Raw genomic sequence first — 20,966 nt, 5'->3', positions numbered from 1 at the left:
ACGTGCGGGCGGCGCGGCGGCGTAGGAGCGTGGGGGTGTGCGAAAGGTGTCCGCCCCGCCGCGCCGGGGCGAGGACCGGCGGAGCTGGCTGAGCGGGGCGCCGCCGCCCCGCTGGGTACGGGTGCTGCCGCCGGCCCTCGTCGCGGCGATCTGCGCGGCGACGCTGCTCAGCGACGAGCCGCTGGAGATCGGTTTCCTGCTGGGCGCCATCCCGCCGCTCGCCGTACTGTCCTACGGCCCGCTGGCGACCGCCGTACTGGGCGGTGTGGTGATCGCGTTGCTGCACATCCCGGCCCTCCAGCTCGACCGGCCGGGCGACGCCGACCTGCTGACCATCGTCTTCGTCGCCGTGCTCAGCGTCTTCGTGTCCTTCGTGCGCAGTCGCCGCGACGCCCAGCTGGGCCTGGAGCGCACGGTCGCCGAGGCCGCTCAGCACGCCGTCGTGCCGCCGCTGCCCGAGCGGGTGGGGGCGGTGCGCTGTGCGGGGCTGTACCGGGCGGCACAGCGCGGGACGCTGGTCGGGGGCGACTTCTTCGACGTGCGGGACGGTCCCTTCGGCGTACGGGCGGTGATGGGCGACGTGCAGGGGCACGGCCTGTCGGCGGTGTCGACGGTCGCCTCGCTGCTGGGGGCGTTCCGGGAGGCGGTGCTCGACCAGGCGGACCTGGCGTCGGTGGCCGGGCGGCTGGACCGCAGGCTGCTGGTGGACTCGGCGGACGCACGGCACGCCGAGCTGTTCGCGACGGCCGCGCTGCTGGAGTTCTCCGCCGACGCGCTCGAGGTGCGGGTCGTCGTGTGCGGCAACCCTCCGCCCCTGCTGCTGCGGGGTGCGGACGCCGCGGAGCTGGAGGTCTCGCCGTGGACGCCGCTCGGGCTGGGGCTCGCGGACGCCGGGGCGATCGAGGCGTGCACGGTGTCGCTGCGCCCCGGCGACCGGCTCTTCCTCGCCTCCGACGGGGTGGTCGAGGCGAGGGACGGCAGCGGCGCCTTCTACCCGTTGGCACAGCGGCTGGGCGGCCTCGCGGGAGAGGATTCCGCCGCCCTCCCCGACCTGGTCTGGGCGGACCTCGCGCGCTTCTGCCCGGACGTGCAGGACGACGTGACGATGCTGGTGCTCACTCCTTCGCCCCCGGCCGGCGAGTGACCCGCCGCTCCCCCGCCCCCTCCGCGTCGATGTGCGGCAGGATCCGGTCGAGCCACCGCGGCGTCCACCAGGCGTGCCGCCCCAGCAGCGTCATCACGGCCGGCACCAGGAGCAGGCGTACGACGGTGGCGTCGACGAGCACGCTCACGGCGAGGCCGAGCCCGAGCATCTTGACCACGATGTTGTCGCTGACGACGAAGGCGGCGAAGACGCTCACCATGATCAGGGCCGCGCAGGTGATGACCCGTGCGGTGATCTCCAGGGCGTGGGCCACCGACCCCTTGGCGTCCCCCGTGCGCAGCCAGGCCTCGTGCACCCGGGAGAGCAGGAAGATCTCGTAGTCCATGCTCAGTCCGAAGATGATCGCGAACATCATCATCGGGACGTAGCTCTCGATGGGCACGGTGCCCGACACCCCGAGCGCGGGCCCGCCCCAGCCCCACTGGAAGACGGCCACGACGACGCCGTAGGAGGCGGCGATCGACAGCACGTTGAGGACGGCGGCCTTGACGGCGACCAGCAGGCCGCGGAAGACGGCGAGGATGATCAGGAAGGCCAGGGCGACGACGACCGCGATGATCAGCGGCAGCCGGTCGGCGACGAGGTCGCGGAAGTCGACCTGGGAGGCGGTGGCGCCGGTGACGTAGCCCTTGGCGCCGGTACCGGCGAGGGCGTGCGGCAGGGTGCTGTCGACGAGGCGGTTGGTGAGGTCGGTGGTGGCGGCGCTCTGCGGGGAGTGCGCCGGGTAGACCGTGGCGGACAGGACGTCGCCGTCCTGGGTCGTGGTCAGCGGTGTCACCGCGGCGGTGCCGGGGGCGTCGTCGAGGCTCTTGGTGACCTGGGAGGCGAGGTCCGAGCGCTGCGACTGGGGGACGCCGCTCTGGTCGACGACCACGGTCAGCGGGCCGTTGGACCCCGGTCCGAAGGCGTCGGACATGAGGTCGTACGCCCGCCGGTCGGTGAACGACGTGGGATCGGCGCCGTCGCCGATGTGGCCGAGCTGGATCGAGAACACGGGCACGGCCAGGACGGCGAGGGCCGCCACGCCGCCGGCCAGGAAGTACCAGGGCCGCCGTTCCACGCGCCGGGCGTGGCGGTGCCAGGTGCCGTGCGGCTCGGCGCCGGGCTCCGCGTCGGTCTCGGCGACGGGCCGGCGGACCCGCGGGCGGTCGATGTGCCGGCCCACGAGACCCAGCAGGGCGGGCACCAGGGTGAGGGCGCCCAGGACCGCCGAGACGACCGTCACGGCCGCGGCGATGCCGAGCTTGCCGATGAAGGACACCCCGGAGGCGTACAGCCCGAGCAGCGCGACGATCACCGTGCAGCCGGAGACCAGGACCGCGTGGCCGCTGGTCCCGGTGGCGTGAGCGGCGGCCCGGACCGGATCGGCGCCGTTCATCAGGTTCTGCCGGTGCCGGGTGATCAGGAACAGGGCGTAGTCGATGCCGACGCCCAGGCCGATCATCGTGGCCAGCGTCGGGGAGACGGTGGCGAAGGTGAACGCCGCGGCGAGCAGGCCCAGGACGGCCAGGCCGCCGACCACCCCGATCAGCGCGGTCACCAGCGGGGCCACGGCGGCCAGGACGCTGCCGAAGCCGATCAGCAGGACCACGACGGCGACGCCGAAGCCGATGAGTTCGCTCACCCGGTCGTCGGCGTCGGGCCGGGCCAGCTCGCCGAGCGGCCCGCCGTACTCGACCTCGGCACCCGCCGCGCGCAGCGGCTGGACGGCGTCGTCGACTCCGTGCAGGTAGCCGTCGCCCAGCTGGGCGGGCTGGATGTCGAAGCGGACGGTGATGTAGGCGGTGCGGCCGTCCGTGGACAGCGGGCCCTCGTTCTGCTGGTCCGGCGAACCCGGCGCCGGGGTGGCGGTGAGCGGATTCTGGACGGACCGGACGTGCGGCAGTTTCTGCAGATCGCCCACCGTCGTGGCCATCTGCGAGTCCAGTGAGGTCAGCGCCTTGTCGGCGTCGTGCACGACGATCTGGCCGGTGTAGCCGCCGGCCGCCGGATCGTGCCGTTCCAGGACGTCCAGGCCCTCCTGGGACTGGGCGGAGGGCAGGGCGAAGTCGTCCGAGTAGTCCCCGCCGAAAGAGCGGTTGGCCAAGGTCAGCGCCACCAGCGCGACCAGCCACCCGACGATCACGATCACGCCGTGCCGGGCACACCACGCACCCCAGCGGCGCAGGCCCCCCGCTCTCGTCTTCCCCGGTTTCCCGGCGCCGGTCCGCCTGCGTGCCATGGCCGTGATCCTTCTACCCGGGCGAAACGCTCGATCGGGCTCATTACACGCCGGGACGCCCCGGACGGCACCTCGGGGCCCGGTCCGCCCTGCCGCCCTCCGGATGCGCGGCGCCCGGTTCCGCATTGAATGGTGATATCGGGATATTCGGGACCGACAACAGCACGGCACCGAAGCAGCGATCCGGACTCGAGGAGCACTGATCATGTCGACGTCACAGCCCGACGCCTCCCGGCCCTCCGAAGCCCGCGCGGGCGACGACCGCGCCACTCCGGACGACCTGCTCCACGCCCGCACCGGCACCGACGTGTCCCCGGAGGACCTGGTCCTGGCGGCCGGCCGGGACGTCACCCCGCAGAACCTGGAGTGGGCCAGGCGCAAGCTGGCCGACGAGGGCCCCGCGGCCCTCGACAAACTGCTGCCGTGACCGCCGGGAGCCCCGGCCGGACGCGTGCGTCCCGGCCGGGGCTCCCCTAGTCGTCCTAGGTCTCCGGCAGCTCCGTCTCGTCCTCCACCACGTGCACGGCGGCCTCCTCGGCGCCCGCGGCTCCGCCGTCGATGCCGACGTCCTGGGCGACGGTCTCCTTGGTGGTGTCGGTGCGTACGCCCTCGTCGGGGGCGACGAGCCGGCCAGCGCGGTCGGTGCCCGCCTCCGGATCGACCGGTTCGCCCTCCCCGCCGGGCTCGTCGCCCACACCGTCACCGTCGGGCGCGGACACGTCGGGCACCTCTTCGGCCAGCCGTTCGTCGAGGGTCTCGCCGTCGTGCTGCTCGGCGGCCGTGGTGCCGTGCTTGGTCACACCGAGGGGCTTCTCCGGCGGGGAGTAGCCCTCGTCGAGCGTGTCGTCGTAGGTCCGCTCGTCGAGGGCGTCCTGGAGGTCGAGGGGCGCGGCGTCCTCCTGCTCCTCGTTGCCGCCCGTGGGCTGGTAGGCGTCGTCGGCCATGGGGTCCGTGCCCATCGCTGCCTTCCTCTCGCGCTCGCGTCGGCTCGTGCTCTCGCTGTCCGGTTCGCGTTTCCCGATACGCGCTCCCTAACCCGGGGGTGCGACGCGGATCTCCAGGTCGGTGATGCGGTGCGGGGTCCAGTCGCGGGCGTATCCGGGCGGGGTGCCGCCGGGTCCGGTGATCGCGGCGACCGGGATCCGCCGGGCGGTGTCCGTGATCTCGGCGGCGGTGGTGTTCTCGTTGTTGCCGCTGGTGGAGCCGGAGGAGCAGCCCGTGTAGTAGCCGACCGGGATGGACTCGTGCCCGGTGAGCAGGCAGGGCGGCCGGACCCCGAGCCGGTGCAGTTCGCCGGCGACGCGGGCCCAGTCCTCGCGGCTCTCGACATTGCGGCCCACGGTGCCCACGAGCACCGAGAACTGGACCGCCAGGTGCCCGGCGACCACGAGCGCGACCAGCGTCGCGGCCACCGGCCGCCACCGGTCGCGCCCGGCCCCGGCCAGGTGCCACAGCGCGTCGGCGACCGGTACGGCGAGCAGGGCGTAGGCGGGCTGCAGGAAGCGGGGTGCCGCGTAGCCGATCATGAACAGGTACGGCACCGCGGCCGTCACGGCGCAGGCGAAGGGGACCAGGGTCGCGGTGGCGCGGCGGGCCCGGACCGCGACGGCCACGCCGAGGACGGCCACGGCCGGGAGCAGCAGCCACCACAGGGTGACGACCGGGTGCGGCATCGCCCCGGTGCACGGCCGGCACAGGCCCCGGCCGCCCAGGCTGCGCATCTGGTCGTCGACGGCGATGTTCCAGCCGAGGCCGCCCTGGATCTCGGAGGCCCGGGACAGCCGCTCCCCGAGGCCGCCGTACCAGGCGTGGGCCTCGATCACCCACTCCACTCCCCCGGCCGCCAGGCCGCCCGCCAGGGCGAGCAGCAGCGGCCAGTGGCGGCGCACGAGGACGAGGGCGAGCAGCGGCAGGGTCACCCAGACCGCGTCGGTGGGGCGCATCAGCGCCATCAGCACGGCCCCGGCCGCCACCCCCCACAGCGCGCCCCGGCCGGAGCGCCCCCGCCCGGCTCGCAGGGCGCGCAGGGCGCAGCCCACTGTGATCAGGGCGCCGATCGCGACCCAGTAGTTGGGCATGGCCTGCGGGCCGTAGAAGAGGGTCACCCACAGGGTGGCGAAGAACGCGCCGGCCGTGGCGAGGACCCGGGCCGGGAAGAGGCCCTTCCAGGCGCGCAGGCCGAGGTACAGACCCAGTCCCGAGAGGAGGGCGAGGTAGACGCGCAGGAGTTCGGTGGACGCCGACCAGGAGGCGACGGGTGCCACCAGCAGGGAGACGCCGCGGGAGCGGGGCGCGCTGAAGAAGGCTGCGGGGTGGTGGGTGGTGACCTGGCTGACGTAGACGATCTCGTCCCAGCCGAGGCCCATCGTCGGGTGGACGAAGACCAGTTGGGCGAGGGTGAAGACGGCGGCCACCGCCGCGGCCGGGGCGGTGCCGCGCAGCCGTCCGGGGGCGCCGGAGGTCCCCGCCCCCTGGCCCCCGCGTACGCGTCTGCCGGTGAGGGTTGCGTTCGCGCCGTCGGCCATGGTGCACCCCTCACCCCCGCTCGTCGCGGGGTCGCTCGTCGCTCACCTCCTGCCGTCAGTGGCTGGAGCCCGGAACCCGCGGGAGCGCGGAAGCCCGGAAAACATGGTCAAACTAACCCGCGGACCACCGATACGCAGGACAGAACTCGGCCAGTCGCGCGGGCTCATCCGTCGCCCGGGACCGGCCGCTCGGTGACGCCCGGGCGGCGGTGCGGGGGCTGTTCGGGCGTGGGCCGCCACTTCGGCGCGGAGATGCCGAGGGTGACGGGCTCGGCCCCGTCCACGTGCACCTCGGACCCGTGGTGGTGGATCGTCAGGGGCGGTCCGGCCATCAGCGAGTACGACGCCCGGTCGGGTTCGATCTCCACCTGGAGGCACCGGCCGCGGAACTGGAGCCGGAAGGCGAGGCGGCTGAACTTCTCGGGCAGCCGGGGTGTGAAGCGCAGGCTGTCGCCGTCCCGGCGGGTGCCGCCGAATCCGGCGACCAGCGCCATCCACGTACCGGCCAGCGAGGCGATGTGCAGTCCGTCGCGGGTGTTGTGCTCCAGGTCCGCGAGGTCCATCAGGGCGGCCTCGGTGGCGTAGTCGTAGGCGAGGCGCAGGTGGCCGGTCTGGGCGGCGACGACGGCCTGGCAGCAGGCGGACAGGGAGGAGTCCCGCACGGTCAGCGGCTCGTAGTAGGCGAAGTTCGCGGCCATCTGGTCCTCGTCGCAGTGGGCGTCGAACCAGCTGCCGCAGGTGTACATGGCGAGCACCAGGTCGGACTGCTTGACGACCTGCTTGCGGTAGATGTCGAAGTACGGGAAGTGCAGCATCAGCGGGTACTGGTCGGCGCCGGTGTTCGCGAAGTCCCAGCGCTGGTGGCGGGTGAAGCCGGCGTGCTGCTCGTGGACGCCGATCTCCTCGTTGTAGGGGATGTGCACGGCCTCGGCGGCGTCCCGCCAGGCGGCGCTCTCCTCCTCGTCGACGCCGAGCCGGGTCGCCTCCTCCGGGTGGCGTTCGGCCGCGTCGGCCGCGGCGAGCAGGTTGGAGCGGGCCATGAGGTTGGTGTACGTGTTGTCGTCGACGACGGCGCTGTACTCGTCCGGTCCCGTGATGCCGTCGATGTGGAAGACGCCGTGCGGGTCGTGGTGGCCCAGCGAGCGCCACAGCCGGGCCGTCTCCACCAGGAGTTCCAGGGCGGTCTCGCGTTCGAAGTCGGTGTCGCCGGTCGCCGCCGTGTAGCGCACCGCGGCGTGCGCGATGTCGGCGGCCACGTGGAAGGCGGCGGTGCCGGCCGGCCAGTACGCGGAGCCCTCCGAGCCGTCGATGGTCCGCCAGGGGAAGGCGGCGCCGTGCAGCCCGAGCTGGGTGGCGCGGTCGCGGGCGGCGGGGAGGGTGGCCTGCCGCCAGCGCAGTGCCTCGGCGACGGCCTTGGGCGCGGTGTAGGTGAGGAGGGGCAGCACGAACATCTCGGTGTCCCAGAAGGCGTGGCCGTCGTATCCGGAACCGGTCAGTCCCTTGGCCGGAATCGCTCGCTGCTCGGCGCGGGCGCCGGCCTGCAGCACGTGGAACAGGGCGAACCGGACGGCCTGCTGGATCTCCTCGTCGCCGTGCACCTCGACGTCCGCGCGGGCCCAGAAGTCGTCGAGGTAGTCCCGCTGTTCGGCCACCAGGCCGTCCCAGCCGCCGTGTGCGGCGGCGGCCAGCGCCGCCTCGACCTGGTCGCTCATCGCGGGCCGGGAACGGGCGCCCGACCAGCCGTGGGCGACGGTCTTCTGCACCCGCAGCCGCTGTCCCGGGTCCAGCACGGAGGTGATGGTGAGACGGGACACGTCCGTGTTGCTCTCGCTGCTGGTGGTGATCTCCCCGGGGGCGTCGACGACGTGGTCGGCGGCCACGGCGACCCTGAGGCCGCTGCGCCGGGTGCGGTGGACCAGCCGCAGCCGGGAGCCGACGGCCAGGTCCTCCTCCGGTTCCAGCGGGGACTGCAGCGCCTGGGCCGCCCTCGGGTCGCCGTCGGAGGAGGGCAGGCTCTCGTTGGCGACCAGTTCGGACTGGATGACGATCCGGGTACGGCTGTCGACGGGCTCGACCTCGTACTCCACGGCGGCGATGGCGCGCTGGGTGAGGGAGACCAGGCGGGTGGAGCGGACCCGGACGGTGGTACCGGCCGGGGAGGTCCACTCGCAGGTGCGCTCAAGCACGCCGCGCCTGAGGTCCAGGGTGCGTTCGTGCCTGCCGAGCCGTCCGTAGCGCAGGTCGAAGGGCTCGTCGTCGACCAGCAGCCGCAGCAGCTTGCCGTTGGTGACGTTGATGACGGTCTGGCCCGACTCGGGGTAGCCGTAGCCGGCTTCGGCGTAGGGCAGCGGGTGGAGTTCGTAGACGCCGTTGAGGTAGCTGCCGGGCAGGCCGTGGGGTTCGCCCTCGTCGAGGTTGCCGCGCCAGCCGACGTGCCCGTTGGACAGGGCGAAGACGGACTCGCTCTGCGCGAGGAGGTCGAGGTTGAGGGCGGTCTCGCGCACCCGCCAGGGCTCCACGGTGTACGTCCGGTTGGTGATCACGCGTGGCCTCCCAGCTCGGCGAGGTCCTTGACGACGCGGTCGGCGCCGTGGGCGTACAGGGCGTCCGTCTGGCCGACGCGGTCGACGCCGACGACGTAGCCGAAGTGTCCGGAGCGGCCCGCGTCCATGCCGGCCAGCGCGTCCTCGAAGACGGCGGCGCGGGAGGCCTGGACGCCGAGGTCGCGGGCGGCGGCGAGGAAGGTGTCGGGGTGTGGTTTGCCGGGCAGTTTCCGTTCCCTGGCCACCACGCCGTCGATCCGCACGTCGAACAGCCGCTCGGCGTCGATGGAGCGCAGTACGTCCCGGGTGTTGGCGCTGGAGGAGACGATCGCGGTGGCGAGGCCCGCGGCGCGGACGGCGTCGATGTAGCGCAGCGTGCCCTCGTAGGGTTCCACGCCGTCGGTGCGGATCTTCTCCAGGAGGAGTTCGTTCTTGCGGTTGCCGACGCCGTTGACGGTCCCCGCGTCCGGGGGGTCGTCGGGGGTGCCCTCGGGCAGTTCGACGCCGCGGGAGGCGAGGAAGGAGCGGACGCCGTCGGCGCGGGGGCGGCCGTCGACGTACCTGTCGTAGTCGGAGTCGGTGAACGGCCGGAAGTCCGCGCCGTCCCGCTCGCGCAGGAAGGCGTCGAAGGTCGCCTTCCAGGCGGCGGCGTGCACCACCGCCGTCCTGGTGACGACCCCGTCGAGGTCGAAGAGGCAGGCCTGGATGTCGTCGGGAAGTCCGAGCTGCGTCGTCATACCCCCACAGTTCCCCGCCGGGACGGGTCCGATCAGGTGACACACTGTGCGGTGTGCCGCTGACTTTCGACGACCTGCTCGCCCGTGCCCGCCGGCTGCCCCGGGACGGGCGGCGGGCGATCCTGGGTGTCGCGGGCAGCCCCGGCGCCGGGAAGTCGACGCTCGCCGGGCATCTGGTGCGGGAGCTGAACGGCGGCGGCGAGCCGTGGGCGGCGCAGGTGCCGATGGACGGGTTCCACCTCGCCGACGCCGAACTGGACCGGCTGGGCCGCCGGGACCGCAAGGGGGCGCCGGACACCTTCGACGCGGCCGGGTACGCGGCGCTGCTGGACCGGCTGCGCGCGGAGCCGGACGGCGAGACCGTGTACGCGCCGGGCTTCGAGCGGGAGCTGGAGCAGCCGATCGCCGGGGCCGTACCGGTGCCGCCCTCCGCCCGGCTGGTCGTGACGGAGGGCAACTACCTGCTGCTGGAGACCGGGGCCTGGGCGCGGGTGCGGGCCCGGCTCGACGAGGTGTGGTTCTGCGGGCCGGCGGAGCCGGAGCGGGTCAGGCGGCTCGTGGCGCGGCACGAGCGCTTCGGCAAGTCCCCCGCACAGGCGGCCGCGTGGGCGCTCGGCCCCGATCAGCGCAACGCCGACCTGGTCGCGGCCACCCGGCACCGGGCCGACCTGGTGGTACCGGAGGGCGTGGTCCCGGGCCCGCCCCCCGGCGCACGGGGGCCCGCGCCCTCAGCCTCTGCGTAACCCGCTCACTCCTCCGTAGCCCGGTCATTCCTCGTCGAAGTCGTCGGGACGGACGTGCGCCTCCTCCAGGGCCTCGCGCAGGGTACGGCCGGTGCCGCCCGGCGGGCGGGGACCGTCCTCCTCGCGCTCGCGCCGGCGCCGGCCGAGAACGTCGTCGGTGGTGTCGGTCTTCGGCCGGTTCTCTTCCGGGACGGTCATGACGTCGGCTCCTCGTCCGTGTCTGCGGGTCCTTCCGTGACGGCGGGTTCCCGTGCGACGCGGTGCTATCCCCGACGGCGTGGTCCCGTCACCGGGCCGGGCGGTCCGGTCGGCGGGCGGCGGGGGTGGGCTATGTTGACCTCCGTGGGAGACATGGGAGACGAAGGAGGCGCACCCGTGCCATCGCCGCAGCAGGCACGCGCACAGGCGTCGGCGATCACCTCGGGACGCGCGGCCCCCGAGTCGGAGGTCTCCCCCACCTCCCGGCTCAGGACACTCTTCGACCGGCCCCGCCTCTCCCCGGGGCAGCGCCGCATCGCGCAGTACCTCATCGAGCACCTCACCGAGGCGGCGTTCCTCTCCATCACCGACCTCGCCGACCGGGTGGGCGTGAGCCAGCCGTCCGTGACGCGGTTCGCCTCGGCGGTCGGTTTCAGCGGTTACCCGGCGTTGCGGGAGCAACTCCAGGCGATCGCGCTGGGCGGCCGGGGCGGGCCCGCGGCCGAGGAGTACCGGGGCAACGAACTGCAGGCGGCCGTGGACGCCGAGATCGAGAACCTGGAGAACCTGCGGCGGGACTTCGCCGACGCGGACCGGGTGATCGACGTCGGCCGCAAGCTGGCCGCCTCGGCGCCGCTGACCGTCCTCGGGCTGCGCATCTCCGTCTCGCTCGCCGAGTACTTCGCCTACGCCGCCCGCCGGGTCCATCCCGACGTGCGCCTGGTGACCCGGGGCGGCACCGTCGCCTACGACGCCCTGCTCCAGTCCCGGGAGGCGGGCGGCACCTGGGTGCTGGCCTTCTCCATGCCCCGGCACGCCCACGAGACCCTGGGCGCCGTCCGCGTGGCACGCGGCGCCGGGCTGAAGGTGGCGCTGATCACCGACCTGGCGCTCGGCCCCCTCGTGGACGAGGCCGACGTCACCTTCGCCACCGGCACCGGGTCCCGCCTGGTCTTCGACTCCTACGCCGCGCCGGGCGTGATGTGCGCGGCGCTGCTGCAGGCCATGACCGACGCCGATCCGGAGCGGACGCAGGCTCGGCTGGAGGAGTACGAGCAGGTCGCGGACCAGCACCAGTTCTTCCTGCGGGACTGAGCCGGGACGGTCCCGCCTCGGCGATTGGTCGGCGCAGACGGGGCCATCCCCGTCAAAGCAGGCATGAATGTTTTCATACGTCTTGCAAACCGGTTGGCATATATAAATACTGCTCACGGATCGCGACCCGGCCGCCCCGGAGCGCGTCCGCACCTGCCGCGAACACCTCGGGCCGCCGACTCCTACCCGCTCCGGCGCACCGGGTGTTCCGGTCGGGCATCGCCTGCGCGAGCGCCCGCGGCGGTCCCGGTCGTCCCCTGGACCGGGACCGCCCCCACCCGTCGCCCACCCCGTCGACGCCGCACACCCGGAAGCGATGATCATGCCCCTGACGACCACGCGCATCAGCCCGGACTGGCCCTGCCAGGTCAAGGCCCCCGGCAGCTACGACTGGGAACGCTCGGCCACCAGGTGGCTGCGCGAGCTGGTCCCGGCGCGCTACGCCGGCTATCCGGCCCTGATCCGGCACCCGGTGCTGCTCGCCCGCCACGCGCAGATCCAGGTCCAGCACGAGATCCGGGTGGCCCGCACCGCGCTGCAGACCGCCCGGGCGGACCTGCCCAGACTCGGCCTGCACGAGGCGGCCATCGAGCACACCATCAAGCTGTACGCGGCGGAGGTCCTCCAGCTGCAGCACATCGCGCGCAGCGTGCGGGCCGTCACCGAGGCGCTGGCCGAGCGGGCCGCCGCCGGACGCTGAAACGGACGCCGGACGGGCCCCCACCCGTACGGCCGGTACTGACGGTGAGGGCGCGTCAGTCCACCGGATGCCCGGGCCGGACGGTGCGCGTGTCGGCGAGCCGCAGCAGCGGTCCGGCGGCCCGCTCGCGCCCACCCCACTCGACCGGTTCGAGGACGAAACCGACGTGGTCGCCCCCCGGCGTTCGCTCCAGGACCCGCCCGACGAACCACGCCTCGGCGTCCTCCAGCACGGCGGCCCCGCCGTACGCCTCCCGCCAGCGGACCCGGCCGAACTTGTCGACGTCGTCACCGGTGAGGCTGCCGAACAGCTCGGCCGTCCCGCGCTGGTCACGGGACAGCAGGTGGACCGCCAGGACGTCGGCGGACCGCGCGACGCGGAAGGTCCGGTTGACGTCGGAGATCCACACGACGTACCGCACGGGCCGGATGGAGCACTGCGAGGAGAAGCCGACCAGGCAGCCGGCCCGTTCTCCGTCCGCGGCGGCCGTGACGACGCACATGTCCGGGTCGAGCCGGTCCAGGAACACGTCCATGTCCGCCATGCTAGGTGCCGCCGGCCCGGGCCGTGGGGCGGCTCAGCCGGCGAGCAGGCGGCGCAGGGCCGTGCGCAGGGCGGTGACGAACGCGTCGCGGGCCGGTTCGTCGAGGGCGTCCAGGGACAGGTAGGGGTTGAGGTCCTCCAGCTCGACCAGCAGCAGCTCCCCGCCGGGCGCGCGGCAGGCGTCGACGCGCTGGATGCCGTGGTCGACGCCGTTCCACTCGATGAACCGCCGCGCGAAGTCGAGGTCGGCCACGGTGGCGTCGTACGGCTCCAGCTGCCAGCGGCGGTCGGGGTGCGGCGCGTACAGGGCGTACTGGTAGTCGTGGTCGACGAAGTAGAAGGAGACCTCGTAGGCGAAGTCGACGCGCGGCTGGACCAGGAGGTCCCCGGCACCGTCCAGCGCCTCGGCCACCCGGCCCGCGGGGACGATCCCGAGGCCCGCCGAGTCCGCGCCGAGCCTCGGCTTGACGACGTACTCGTCCGCGGCGGGCAGCCGGTGCAGGTCCTCGGCCCGGTCCACGGTGGGGATGACGGGGTACCCCGCGGCGGTGAGGTCCAGCAGGTACTGCTTGCCGACCATGTCCGCCCGGCCGGTGAGCTGGTTGTAGACGCGCGTCCCGCGCTCGGTGGCGCGCTCCCGGAACGCCGCGTGGGCGGCCTCGTACCCCTGCACGGGACCGCTGTTGCGGACGACGACGGCGTCGAAGGCGTCCAGCAGCGCGGCGGCGTCCCGGGGATGGCACAGGGCCAGGTCGAACTCCTCGCGCAGCCGCGAGGTCAGGTAGATGTCCTCGTCGCAGTAGCGCCGCCCGCGCGCCGCGTAGGCCAGGTCGGTGACGTACAGGATGCGGGAGCGGGTGAACGGCATACGGGACTCCTCCGGGACTGATCGGAAGTGATCGTATGCGACCGGGACGGTGGGACGGCAGGTGCACTCAGTTCCCTCTGGTTCCTGCACTGAGTGCCATGCAGCTCTGCGGGCTGCTACGTTCCCCTTCATGAGCACCAGCAGTGCGGCGCCCCGCCGCGGGGACGGGACGGACGCGGCGGAGGTCCGGCCGCCGATGCGGGAGGCGCTGGTCGCGGCGGCGTTCCGGCTGTTCCTGGAGCGGGGGTACGAACAGACCACCGTGGACGACATCGTTGCCCTCGCCGGCGTCGGACGGCGTTCCTTCTTCCGGTACTTCCCGTCCAAGGACGACGTGGTCTTCCCCGACCACGAACGGTGCCTGGCCGACATGCAGGCGTTCCTGGCCCGCTCGCCCGAGGACGCCGACCCGGTGCGGCGGGTCTGCGACGCGGCCCGGCTCGTCCTGGGCATGTACGCCGAGAACCCGGCGTTCTCCGTGCAGCGCTACCGCCTCACCAAGAAGGTCCCCGGCCTGCGCGCCTACGAGTTGTCGGTGGTGTGGCGCTACGAGCGGGCCCTCGCCGAGTACCTGCGCGGGCGGCTGGGCGGACGCCCGGACGGGAGTCTGCGCGCCGACGTGATCGCGGCCGCGGTGGTCGCGGCACACAACAACGCCCTGCGGTCCTGGCTGCGCTCGGACGGGCTCGACGACGCGGGCGCCGCGGTGGACCACGCACTGGCGTACGCGCAGTCCGCGTTCGGCGACGTTCCGGTGCCGCCCCGCGGCACCTCGCCCGAGGACGTGGTGGTCGTGGCCGCGCGTCGCGGGACACCGCTGTGGCAGGTGCTGCGGGAGATCGAGACGGCGTTCGCGCACGACTGACGGCCGGGAACGACGCCTCTCACGCACCGATTCACCCGCAATAAAGGGTACCGAGTGCCTTTACGCTTGACACTCAGTGCCATACGCTGTGGTGCGTGCACGGCGGCACGGTGAGCCGCGCATCCGCGTGCCCGGTGACCGCGCACGCGGGATTCCGGCCCGAGCGCAGGGAGTTGACCAGCGTGTACCACTCAGGAAACGTCGCTCAGCAGGCGGCCGGCCCCGCGACGGGCCTGCTCGACCCGAGGGCCGAGGACCGGGGCCCGGACACCGAGGCCGTCTTCTACCAGCGCTGCACCTGGTGCGGCACCGCCGTGTACCACCGGGTGCTGTGCCCGGTCTGTCGCGGCAGCGAGCTGCGGACGGAGCGGAGCGAGGGCACGGGGACGGTGCGCCACGCCACGGTGGTGCACCGCAACACCCCGGCCGCACGCAATGTCTCCCTCATCGAGATGGCCGAGGGGTTCGTGCTGCGCGGCCGGGTGATGGGTCCGCTGATCGGCATACACAGCGGGGACCGGGTGCGGCTGTCCACGGCCAAGGACCCGGTGCGCGGCGAGCCGGTCTTCCAGCTGGTCGACGAGCCGTACCGGGCCTGGACCTGAGGCCGGGTCAGTTCCCGGCCGGTGTCCCGGACGTGAGCGTGACGCGGATTCCCAGGGTGCCGTCGAGCCCGCGGCGCAGCCTGCTGCCGAGCAGGGTGAGCCGGCCGACGACGCCGTACTTGCGGGCGAGCAGCCGCCGGTAGCGGGCCGTGGTGGCCGCATCGCAGATCTCCGCCAACCCCGGGACCTGCTCGCCGGTGGGCCTGCCGCGCACGTCGCAGGGGCCGACCAGGACGTCGGCGCGGTTGCGCACGCGTTTGACCTTCCAGGAGTCGGCCACGGTCCAGACGCCGAGCGCGTCCCCGTCCCGCACGACCCACACCGGGGTGGCGACCGGCGTGCCGTTCTTCCGGTACGTGGTGACCAGCAGGTACTTGCCGGCGCCGAGCCGGTCCAGTGACGCGTCGTCGTCCATGCTCCGGGAGTCTAGGCCCGCCCGCCGGCCCCCCGCGTCGCCTCCCCCGCCTCACTCCAGGGCGGCCGCCATCCTCCGCACCGCCTCCGTGAGCACCTCCGGCGAGGTGGCCAGGTTGAGCCGCACGTGCCCCGCCCCGCCGCTGCCGAAGGGAATGCCGGAGCTGAGGGCCACCCGGCCCCGGTCGAGGAAGACGTCGGCCGGTTCGTCACCGAGGCCGAGGGCGCGGCAGTCGAGCCAGGCGAGGTAGGTCGCCTCCCCGGTGCGGTGCACGACGCCGGGCAGCCGCTCGGCGAGCAGGCCGGTGAGCAGCCGCCGGTTCTCGTCGAGCCCGGCGAGTACGGCGTCCAGCCAGGCGGTTCCGTCGCGCAGGGCGGCGGTGTGGGCGAGGACGCCGATGTGGCTCGGCCCGTGACCGACCTCCTCGGGCATCCGCGCCAGGTCGGCGGCGGCCCCGGGGCCCGCGACGGCCAGGGCCGCCTTGAGCCCGGCGAGGTTCCATCCCTTGGACGCCGACATCAGGGAGAGGCCGCGCTCGGCGCCGGGCACGCTCAGGTAGGGCACGAACCGCGCGTCGGGGGCGGTGACGAGGGGAGCGTGGATCTCGTCGGCGACGACCCGGACGCCGTACCGCTCCGCCAGGGCGGCGACGGCCGCCAGTTCCCCGGCGGTGTGCACGGTGCCGGTCGGGTTGTGCGGGCTGCACAGCAGGTGGGCCGCCCGGCCACCGCCCGCGACGGCCCGCCGGAAGGCCTCCTCCAGCACGCCGAGGTCGATCCGCAGGTCGGGACCGAGGGGCGCCTCGACGACGCGCCGGTCCATGTGGGTGACGAACTGGTAGAACGGCGGGTACACCGGCGGGTTGACGATCACCGGGTCGCCGGGCCCGGTGACCAGTTTGAGCATCTCGACCACGCCCAGCATCACGTCGGGCACGATCGCCGTCCGTTCCACGGCCAGGCCGTCCCAGCCCCACCGCTTGCCGGCGAAGGCGGCGAGGGCCTCGGCGTAGGCGGTGCCGACGGGGTAGCCGGTGTCGCCGAGTTCCATGGCGTCGGTGACGGCACGCACGACGGGTCGGGCGAGCGGTACGTCCATCTCGGCCACCCACAGCGGCAGTACGTCCGCCGGGTGGGTGCGCCACTTCATGCTGGTACGTCGGCGCAACTGGTCCAGGGTGAGTGCGCGCAGCGGGTTCGGTTCACCGGCCTGGTCCCACGGGTTGCTGGTCATGGGGCCAAGATAGGACGCGGTGACGGGGCCGGGGAACAGGACGCCGGCCCGGTGAACACCGAGGTTCCCGCCGCCGTATGGGAGGAGGGTGCTCGACGTCCGGAGGCCCCCGCGGCGGCGACGCCGCGCGGTCGGGTTCGGGAGCGCAGGCATGAGGCACGCACGACGACGCATCGTCCGGCGAGTGGCGCGGCTCGCGGCCGTCGGCGGACTGCTGCTCGGGGGGACGATGGTCACCCGGGCCGTGGCGAGTGAGCCGCCCGACGCGTCCGCCGCGCCGCACACCTTCGCGCAGCCCCCGTCCGGCGCCGGCGCCGGCCTCGTGTCCCGGCTCGGCACGGATCGTACGGCGGGTCACTGGGTCGACTCCGACGGGCGGCCGGTGGTGGCGGTGACGGACGAGCGCGCTGCCGAGGCGGTGCGGCGGGCGGGTGCGACGGCGAAGCGGGTGCGGCACAGCATGGCCGAGCTGAGGTCGGCGGCCTCGACGCTGCGCTCGGCGCCCCGCGTGGCCGGTACCGCGTGGGCGCTCGACTACCGCTCCAACGAGGTGGTGGTCCGGGGCGACCGCACGGTCTCCGGGTCGGACTGGTCGCGGCTGACGGGAGTCGCGGAGGGCATCGGCGGGTTCGTCCGCATGGAGCGTACGGAGGGCACGTTCACCACCCGTCTGAACGGGGCGGAGCCGATCCTGTCCACGGCGGGCCGCTGCTCGGCGGGGTTCAACGTGACCGACGGCACGAACGACTTCATCCTGACCGCCGGGCACTGCGGCCCGACGGGCTCCGTCTGGTTCGGCGACCGCCCGGGTGACGGGCAGGTCGGCAGGACGGTCGCCGGGAGCTTCCCCGGGGACGACTTCTCCCTGGTGGAGTACGCCGACGGCGAGGCGGGCGACGGCGCCGACGTGGTGGCGGTCGGCGACGGCAAGGGGGTGCGGATCACGGGGGCGGGCGAACCGGCGGTCGGGCAGCGGGTGTTCCGCAGCGGGAGCACCAGCGGGCTGCGCGACGGCCGGGTGACGGCGCTGGACGCGACGGTCAACTACCCGGAGGGCACGGTCACCGGTCTGATCGAGACCGACGTGTGCGCCGAACCCGGGGACAGCGGTGGGCCGATGTTCTCCGAGGGCGTCGCGCTCGGGGTGACGTCGGGTGGCAGTGGCGACTGCGCCAAGGGCGGCACCACGTTCTTCCAGCCGCTGCCGGAGGCCATGGCGTCGCTCGGGGTCCGGCTGATCGTCCCGGGGCGGGAGGGTGCCGCCGCGGGCCCCTCGGCACCGGCCGGCCAGGCACCGGGCACCCGGGCGCCGGGCACTTCCGGTGCGGGGGCGTCGGCCCCCGTGGCGGGCGCCGACGGCTCGACCCTGCTCGCCCGGCTCACCGACCGCCGGAACATAGGACCGGGCCTGCTGGTGGTCGCGGGCAGCCTGGTGGCGCTGGTGGCCACGCGGTGGATTCGCGAGGAGCAGGACCGCAAGGCCTATCGGCGGCGGTACTCGGCGACGTGGAGCTGAGAGGGGCGGTACGAGGCCCGGCCCTCGGGGCTGTCGGCGGGCCGGGACGGCGAGGAGTCCTGGGCGGCGCCGGTCAGGCGGCCTTCACGGACTCCGGGGCCGCGTTGGCCCACTCCATGACGAGCCGCTGGTACTCCGCGCGCTGCTCGACGCTCAGTGTCCCGCCCGACCGGAGCCACAGGGCCCGGATCTCCTCGTTGACCTCGGCAGCCGATCGCTCGGAGGAGGGTTCAACAGTGGTGGACATGCTGTGAAGCATACGGCGCCCCGCGTGAAGACGATGTGAGTAATCGCGAGCCAAGCGGACATATCGGACAGTGTTACTGATCACGTCCATGCTCCCATCTGTCAAGACCTACCGGCGAGTTCGTTCGCAACAGATGTGTTCTGCCGCACACGGCCCGCCCGTTCGCCCCGCCCGATCGCCTCGCCCGCTCGCACCGGAGCCGCTCACACCGGCGCGGCCCCCAGCACCAGCACCTGGATCGCCGGCACGGCCGCGCCCCGGGCCCAGTCGTGGAAGTCGGACACCCGGGTCTCCAGGCCGACCGGCGCGGCCCGCGGATGCCGGTTGTCCCGGACGGCCTCCGCGACCGTGTCGCCCGCCACCTCCATCAGCCCGACCCCCTCTCCCGCGAGCAGGATCTTCTGCGGCATCACGAAGTTGGCGATCTGCGCCACCAGGGTGCCCAGCGCCCGCCCGGCCTCCGTCACGACCCGCGCGGCCATGGGCTCCCCGGCGGCGGCGGACGCGAGGATCTCCTCGTAGGTCAGGTCGTGGCCGGTCGCGGCCCGCACCTGATAGCGCATGTTGGGGATGGTCAGCAGGGAGACGGCGCTGCCGCGCCGCCCGTCGGGGGTGAGCGGCCCGTGGGGGTCGAGGATCCAGTGCCGCCCGAAGTCTCGGTCCTCGTCCCCGGCGTACGGCACCCGCCTGCCGCCCAGTACCAGCCCGTACCCGATGCCGGCACCGATGGTGAGGACGACGAACCGGTCCAGTCCGCGCCCCGCCCCGAACCAGGTCTCGGCCTCCACGAAGGCGGCGGTGTCGTTCTCGACGACGACGGGCAGCCCGGTGCGCTCCTCCACCAGCGCGGCCAGCGGCACCCCGCGCCAGCCCAGGAAGGGTGACTCGCCGACGACGGCACGGTCCTCGACGAGCCCGCCGACGCCGATGCCGATCCCGGCGACCCCGGGCCGGCCACGGGACAGTTCGGCGGTCATGCCGGCCAGCAGCTCGACGACCTCGGCGGGGTCGTGGGTGGCGAGCGCGCGGTCGTGGCGGGCGACGATCTCGCTCCTGAGGGTGGTGACGACGCCGTACACCATGTCCTGCGTGATCTTGAAGCCGAGGAAGTACCGGGAGTCCGCGACCACGTCGAGCGGCCGGGACGGGCGCCCCTGCCGCACTCCGGCCGGGCCGCCGCCTACCTCCGGGACCTCGACCAGCAGCCGCGACTCGATGAGCGGTTTGGTCAGCCGGGTCAGGCTGCCGGGCGAGAGGCCGAGCCGCCGGGCGATCTCGCTGCGCGAGAGCGGGCCGTGCAGGAGGACCTCGATCGCAACGGCGCGTTCCCCGGGGCTCAGGGGCGGCCAGCTTTCGGGACGTGTGGGCATGGGCTCGCGCTCCGGTTTCTTCCACATCGGAAATAACAAGGTGATTTTACGCCCGCAGGATCTGCGGAGGAGCCGTGGATGGATGTTTCCGCGCCCCCTTGACGGCGACATTGTTCTGCATCGAAAGTAAATGAGTCCGCGCCGCCGCACGCGACAGTGAAGGGCACGCCATCCATGACGTTCTCCATCGGCATCGTCGGTGCCGGCCAGTTCTCCGGGCAGTTCGCCAGGCTGTTCCGGGCACACCCGGGCGTACGTGACGTGTACGTCACCGACCTGCTGCCGGAGCGGGCCGAGCGGCTCGCCGCCGACGAGGGCCTGGCCGGCACCTTCCCGGGCTACGAGGCGATGCTGGAGTCCAGGGCGGTCGACGCCGTCGCGATCTTCACCCAGCGCTGGACCCACGGCCCGCTCGTGCTCCAGGGGCTGGGCGCGGGCAAGCACGTCTACTCGGCGGTCCCCATGGCGATCAGCGCGCAGGAGATCGCGGACATCATCGACGCGGTCAGGGCGACCGGCCTGACGTACATGATGGGTGAGACCAGCCAGTACAACCCGGCGACCGTGCACGCCCGCAACAAGATCGCCGAGGGCGCCTTCGGCAGGCTCTTCCACGCCGAGGGCGACTACGTCCACGACATGGACCTCGGCTTCTACGACGCGTACCGGTACAGCGGCGGCGAGGACTGGAAGGCCACCGCCAGCTATCCCCCGCTGCTGTACCCCACGCACTCGGTGGGCGGGGTGCTGGGCGCCTGGCGGACGCACGCGGTCAGCGTCTCGGCGATCGGCGTGGTGGACGAGCGCGGGGACGGGGTCTTCGACCGGTCGGTCAGCCGGTTCGACAACGACGTGTCCAACGCGACCGCGCTGTTCGAGGTGGCCGGCGGCGGGTCGTTCCGCACCAACGAGTTCCGCCGGGTCGGCTATCCCTCGCACATCAGGGAGTCGCGCTTCCGGTTCTTCGGCACGGAGGCGAGCATGGAGCAGCTGGCCACGGTGGCGCTGTGGCAGGACAGGACCGGGGTGGCGGACATCAGCGAACTGCTGCAGCCCAAGCCCACCACGTCCCCCGACGACCCGTCGCTCCAGCACGTCGCGCCAAAGCTGCGGGCCGCCTTCACCTCGGGTTCGGCGCCGGTGCACGACCGGGCGCGGCTGCCGCGGGCCTACGACCACGAGGGCAGCCACCACTTCCTGGCGGACGACTTCGTGACCGCGGTCAACTCCCGGACGCTGCCGTCCGTGAACGCGTGGGTGGCCGCCCGCTACACGCTGCCGGGCATCGTCGCGCACGACTCCGCACGGCAGGGCGGGGTCCGGCTGCAGATCCCGGACTTCGGGGACGCTCCCGGGCGGTGAGGCGCCGCTGCGCGA

The 20,966-nt window shown here is 73.5% G+C and carries 21 protein-coding genes; 9 read left to right on the top strand and 12 right to left on the bottom strand.

All coding sequences use genetic code 11. The features are described 5' to 3' along the window. The first annotated feature begins 37 nt into the window (after nucleotides 1-37). On the top strand, nucleotides 38-1,144 hold the full coding sequence (locus tag ACFV9J_RS22145) for a PP2C family protein-serine/threonine phosphatase (RefSeq protein WP_385356533.1): 1,107 nt from the start codon (nucleotides 38-40) through the stop codon (nucleotides 1,142-1,144). Here the strand turns inward: ACFV9J_RS22145 and ACFV9J_RS22140 are convergent. After that, complete coding sequence (locus tag ACFV9J_RS22140) at nucleotides 1,116-3,386, bottom strand: MMPL family transporter (RefSeq protein ID WP_385356531.1); 2,271 nt, start codon at nucleotides 3,384-3,386, stop codon at nucleotides 1,116-1,118. The two genes, ACFV9J_RS22145 and ACFV9J_RS22140, sit on opposite strands and share 29 nt — an antisense overlap. A 205-nt stretch (nucleotides 3,387-3,591) precedes the next feature. On the opposite strand from ACFV9J_RS22140, the gene ACFV9J_RS22135 reads away from it, so the two are divergent. Further along, entirely contained in the window at nucleotides 3,592-3,813 is a 222-nt protein-coding gene (locus ACFV9J_RS22135) for a hypothetical protein (RefSeq protein WP_121712621.1), read from the top strand. A 55-nt stretch (nucleotides 3,814-3,868) separates the two neighbouring features. Here the strand turns inward: ACFV9J_RS22135 and ACFV9J_RS22130 are convergent, their stop codons facing one another. The 4 genes from ACFV9J_RS22130 to ACFV9J_RS22115 all read right to left on the bottom strand — a co-directional run bounded on the left by ACFV9J_RS22130 (nucleotide 3,869) and on the right by ACFV9J_RS22115 (nucleotide 9,191). Next, nucleotides 3,869-4,345 (bottom strand): DUF5709 domain-containing protein, encoded by a 477-nt coding sequence (locus tag ACFV9J_RS22130; RefSeq protein ID WP_385356530.1) that lies wholly within the window; start codon nucleotides 4,343-4,345, stop codon nucleotides 3,869-3,871. A 72-nt stretch (nucleotides 4,346-4,417) separates the two neighbouring features. Continuing rightward, nucleotides 4,418-5,911 (bottom strand): hypothetical protein, encoded by a 1,494-nt coding sequence (locus tag ACFV9J_RS22125; protein WP_385356528.1) that lies wholly within the window; start codon nucleotides 5,909-5,911, stop codon nucleotides 4,418-4,420. Between the two features lie 164 nt (nucleotides 5,912-6,075). Beyond that, a complete protein-coding gene (locus tag ACFV9J_RS22120; RefSeq protein ID WP_385356527.1) occupies nucleotides 6,076-8,454 on the bottom strand; it encodes a glycoside hydrolase family 65 protein in 2,379 nt (792 codons plus the stop codon). After that, nucleotides 8,451-9,191 carry a beta-phosphoglucomutase family hydrolase gene (locus ACFV9J_RS22115; protein WP_385356526.1) on the bottom strand — a complete coding sequence of 247 codons (741 nt, stop codon included), beginning with the start codon at nucleotides 9,189-9,191 and terminating at the stop codon, nucleotides 8,451-8,453. The genes ACFV9J_RS22120 and ACFV9J_RS22115 overlap by 4 nt, the downstream gene beginning before the upstream one ends. A 53-nt stretch (nucleotides 9,192-9,244) precedes the next feature. On the opposite strand from ACFV9J_RS22115, the gene ACFV9J_RS22110 reads away from it, so the two are divergent. Further along, complete coding sequence (locus ACFV9J_RS22110) at nucleotides 9,245-9,934, top strand: nucleoside/nucleotide kinase family protein (RefSeq protein WP_385356525.1); 690 nt, start codon at nucleotides 9,245-9,247, stop codon at nucleotides 9,932-9,934. 24 nt (nucleotides 9,935-9,958) lie between these two features. Here ACFV9J_RS22110 and ACFV9J_RS22105 read toward each other — a convergent pair whose 3' ends face one another. Next, a complete protein-coding gene (locus ACFV9J_RS22105) occupies nucleotides 9,959-10,132 on the bottom strand; it encodes a hypothetical protein (protein WP_166680897.1) in 174 nt (57 codons plus the stop codon). Nucleotides 10,133-10,285: 153 nt separating this feature from the next. Here ACFV9J_RS22105 and ACFV9J_RS22100 point away from each other — a divergent pair, with 153 nt between their 5' ends. Both ACFV9J_RS22100 and ACFV9J_RS22095 read left to right on the top strand, forming a co-directional pair. Then, a complete protein-coding gene (locus tag ACFV9J_RS22100) occupies nucleotides 10,286-11,227 on the top strand; it encodes a MurR/RpiR family transcriptional regulator (RefSeq protein ID WP_385356523.1) in 942 nt (313 codons plus the stop codon). A 316-nt stretch (nucleotides 11,228-11,543) separates the two neighbouring features. After that, nucleotides 11,544-11,927 (top strand): hypothetical protein, encoded by a 384-nt coding sequence (locus tag ACFV9J_RS22095; RefSeq protein WP_385356522.1) that lies wholly within the window; start codon nucleotides 11,544-11,546, stop codon nucleotides 11,925-11,927. 55 nt (nucleotides 11,928-11,982) lie between these two features. Here the strand turns inward: ACFV9J_RS22095 and ACFV9J_RS22090 are convergent, their stop codons facing one another. Continuing rightward, nucleotides 11,983-12,471, bottom strand: a complete 489-nt coding sequence (locus ACFV9J_RS22090) for a flavin reductase family protein (protein WP_385356520.1) — start codon at nucleotides 12,469-12,471, stop codon at nucleotides 11,983-11,985. A 33-nt stretch (nucleotides 12,472-12,504) separates the two neighbouring features. Then, complete coding sequence (locus tag ACFV9J_RS22085) at nucleotides 12,505-13,338, bottom strand: hypothetical protein (RefSeq protein ID WP_385356519.1); 834 nt, start codon at nucleotides 13,336-13,338, stop codon at nucleotides 12,505-12,507. Nucleotides 13,339-13,468: 130 nt separating this feature from the next. Here ACFV9J_RS22085 and ACFV9J_RS22080 point away from each other — a divergent pair, with 130 nt between their 5' ends. Both ACFV9J_RS22080 and ACFV9J_RS22075 read left to right on the top strand, forming a co-directional pair. Then, nucleotides 13,469-14,203: a TetR family transcriptional regulator gene (locus ACFV9J_RS22080; RefSeq protein ID WP_385356518.1), complete on the top strand. Its 735-nt coding sequence runs from the start codon at nucleotides 13,469-13,471 to the stop codon at nucleotides 14,201-14,203. Nucleotides 14,204-14,385: 182 nt separating this feature from the next. Continuing rightward, nucleotides 14,386-14,808, top strand: coding sequence for a zinc ribbon domain-containing protein (locus ACFV9J_RS22075; RefSeq protein ID WP_356856064.1), 423 nt, complete (start codon nucleotides 14,386-14,388; stop codon nucleotides 14,806-14,808). 7 nt (nucleotides 14,809-14,815) lie between these two features. On the opposite strand, the gene ACFV9J_RS22070 is transcribed toward ACFV9J_RS22075, so the two are convergent. Beyond that, nucleotides 14,816-15,223: a PPOX class F420-dependent oxidoreductase gene (locus ACFV9J_RS22070; RefSeq protein ID WP_385356516.1), complete on the bottom strand. Its 408-nt coding sequence runs from the start codon at nucleotides 15,221-15,223 to the stop codon at nucleotides 14,816-14,818. Nucleotides 15,224-15,274: 51 nt separating this feature from the next. Continuing rightward, the gene (locus tag ACFV9J_RS22065) at nucleotides 15,275-16,456 is read right to left on the bottom strand and encodes a MalY/PatB family protein (RefSeq protein WP_385356514.1); all 1,182 of its coding nucleotides are present in this window, start codon (nucleotides 16,454-16,456) and stop codon (nucleotides 15,275-15,277) included. A gap of 151 nt (nucleotides 16,457-16,607) precedes the next feature. Here ACFV9J_RS22065 and ACFV9J_RS22060 point away from each other — a divergent pair, with 151 nt between their 5' ends. After that, nucleotides 16,608-17,972 carry a S1 family peptidase gene (locus ACFV9J_RS22060; RefSeq protein WP_385356512.1) on the top strand — a complete coding sequence of 455 codons (1,365 nt, stop codon included), beginning with the start codon at nucleotides 16,608-16,610 and terminating at the stop codon, nucleotides 17,970-17,972. A 73-nt stretch (nucleotides 17,973-18,045) separates the two neighbouring features. Here the strand turns inward: ACFV9J_RS22060 and ACFV9J_RS22055 are convergent, their stop codons facing one another. Then, nucleotides 18,046-18,231 (bottom strand): hypothetical protein, encoded by a 186-nt coding sequence (locus ACFV9J_RS22055; RefSeq protein ID WP_003978128.1) that lies wholly within the window; start codon nucleotides 18,229-18,231, stop codon nucleotides 18,046-18,048. A 191-nt stretch (nucleotides 18,232-18,422) separates the two neighbouring features. Beyond that, nucleotides 18,423-19,589 (bottom strand): ROK family protein, encoded by a 1,167-nt coding sequence (locus tag ACFV9J_RS22050; protein ID WP_385356511.1) that lies wholly within the window; start codon nucleotides 19,587-19,589, stop codon nucleotides 18,423-18,425. A 174-nt stretch (nucleotides 19,590-19,763) separates the two neighbouring features. Between ACFV9J_RS22050 and ACFV9J_RS22045 the strand changes: the two genes are divergently transcribed. Next, nucleotides 19,764-20,951, top strand: a complete 1,188-nt coding sequence (locus ACFV9J_RS22045; protein WP_385356510.1) for a Gfo/Idh/MocA family protein — start codon at nucleotides 19,764-19,766, stop codon at nucleotides 20,949-20,951. The last annotated feature ends 15 nt before the right edge of the window (nucleotides 20,952-20,966 follow it).

This window comes from Streptomyces sp. NPDC059906 (assembly GCF_042730645.1).
Classification (GTDB): Bacteria; Actinomycetota; Actinomycetes; order Streptomycetales; family Streptomycetaceae; genus Streptomyces; species Streptomyces rubrogriseus.
The sequence above is the reverse complement of the archived record's forward strand: the minus strand, read 5'-3'. Positions and strand labels throughout refer to the sequence as shown.

Excerpts from the sequence above, each read along its gene's own strand:
- ACFV9J_RS22140 (WP_385356531.1), bottom strand. The coding sequence starts at position 3,386 with ATGGCACGCAGGCGGACCGGCGCCGGGAAACCGGGGAAGACGAGAGCG.
- ACFV9J_RS22135 (WP_121712621.1), top strand. The coding sequence starts at position 3,592 with ATGTCGACGTCACAGCCCGACGCCTCCCGGCCCTCCGAAGCCCGCGCG.
- ACFV9J_RS22130 (WP_385356530.1), bottom strand. The coding sequence starts at position 4,345 with ATGGGCACGGACCCCATGGCCGACGACGCCTACCAGCCCACGGGCGGC.
- ACFV9J_RS22125 (WP_385356528.1), bottom strand. The coding sequence starts at position 5,911 with ATGGCCGACGGCGCGAACGCAACCCTCACCGGCAGACGCGTACGCGGG.
- ACFV9J_RS22115 (WP_385356526.1), bottom strand. The coding sequence starts at position 9,191 with ATGACGACGCAGCTCGGACTTCCCGACGACATCCAGGCCTGCCTCTTC.
- ACFV9J_RS22105 (WP_166680897.1), bottom strand. The coding sequence starts at position 10,132 with ATGACCGTCCCGGAAGAGAACCGGCCGAAGACCGACACCACCGACGAC.
- ACFV9J_RS22100 (WP_385356523.1), top strand. The coding sequence starts at position 10,286 with ATGGGAGACGAAGGAGGCGCACCCGTGCCATCGCCGCAGCAGGCACGC.
- ACFV9J_RS22095 (WP_385356522.1), top strand. The coding sequence starts at position 11,544 with ATGATCATGCCCCTGACGACCACGCGCATCAGCCCGGACTGGCCCTGC.
- ACFV9J_RS22090 (WP_385356520.1), bottom strand. The coding sequence starts at position 12,471 with ATGGCGGACATGGACGTGTTCCTGGACCGGCTCGACCCGGACATGTGC.
- ACFV9J_RS22085 (WP_385356519.1), bottom strand. The coding sequence starts at position 13,338 with ATGCCGTTCACCCGCTCCCGCATCCTGTACGTCACCGACCTGGCCTAC.
- ACFV9J_RS22080 (WP_385356518.1), top strand. The coding sequence starts at position 13,469 with ATGAGCACCAGCAGTGCGGCGCCCCGCCGCGGGGACGGGACGGACGCG.
- ACFV9J_RS22070 (WP_385356516.1), bottom strand. The coding sequence starts at position 15,223 with ATGGACGACGACGCGTCACTGGACCGGCTCGGCGCCGGCAAGTACCTG.
- ACFV9J_RS22065 (WP_385356514.1), bottom strand. The coding sequence starts at position 16,456 with ATGACCAGCAACCCGTGGGACCAGGCCGGTGAACCGAACCCGCTGCGC.
- ACFV9J_RS22060 (WP_385356512.1), top strand. The coding sequence starts at position 16,608 with ATGAGGCACGCACGACGACGCATCGTCCGGCGAGTGGCGCGGCTCGCG.
- ACFV9J_RS22055 (WP_003978128.1), bottom strand. The coding sequence starts at position 18,231 with ATGCTTCACAGCATGTCCACCACTGTTGAACCCTCCTCCGAGCGATCG.
- ACFV9J_RS22050 (WP_385356511.1), bottom strand. The coding sequence starts at position 19,589 with ATGCCCACACGTCCCGAAAGCTGGCCGCCCCTGAGCCCCGGGGAACGC.
- ACFV9J_RS22045 (WP_385356510.1), top strand. The coding sequence starts at position 19,764 with ATGACGTTCTCCATCGGCATCGTCGGTGCCGGCCAGTTCTCCGGGCAG.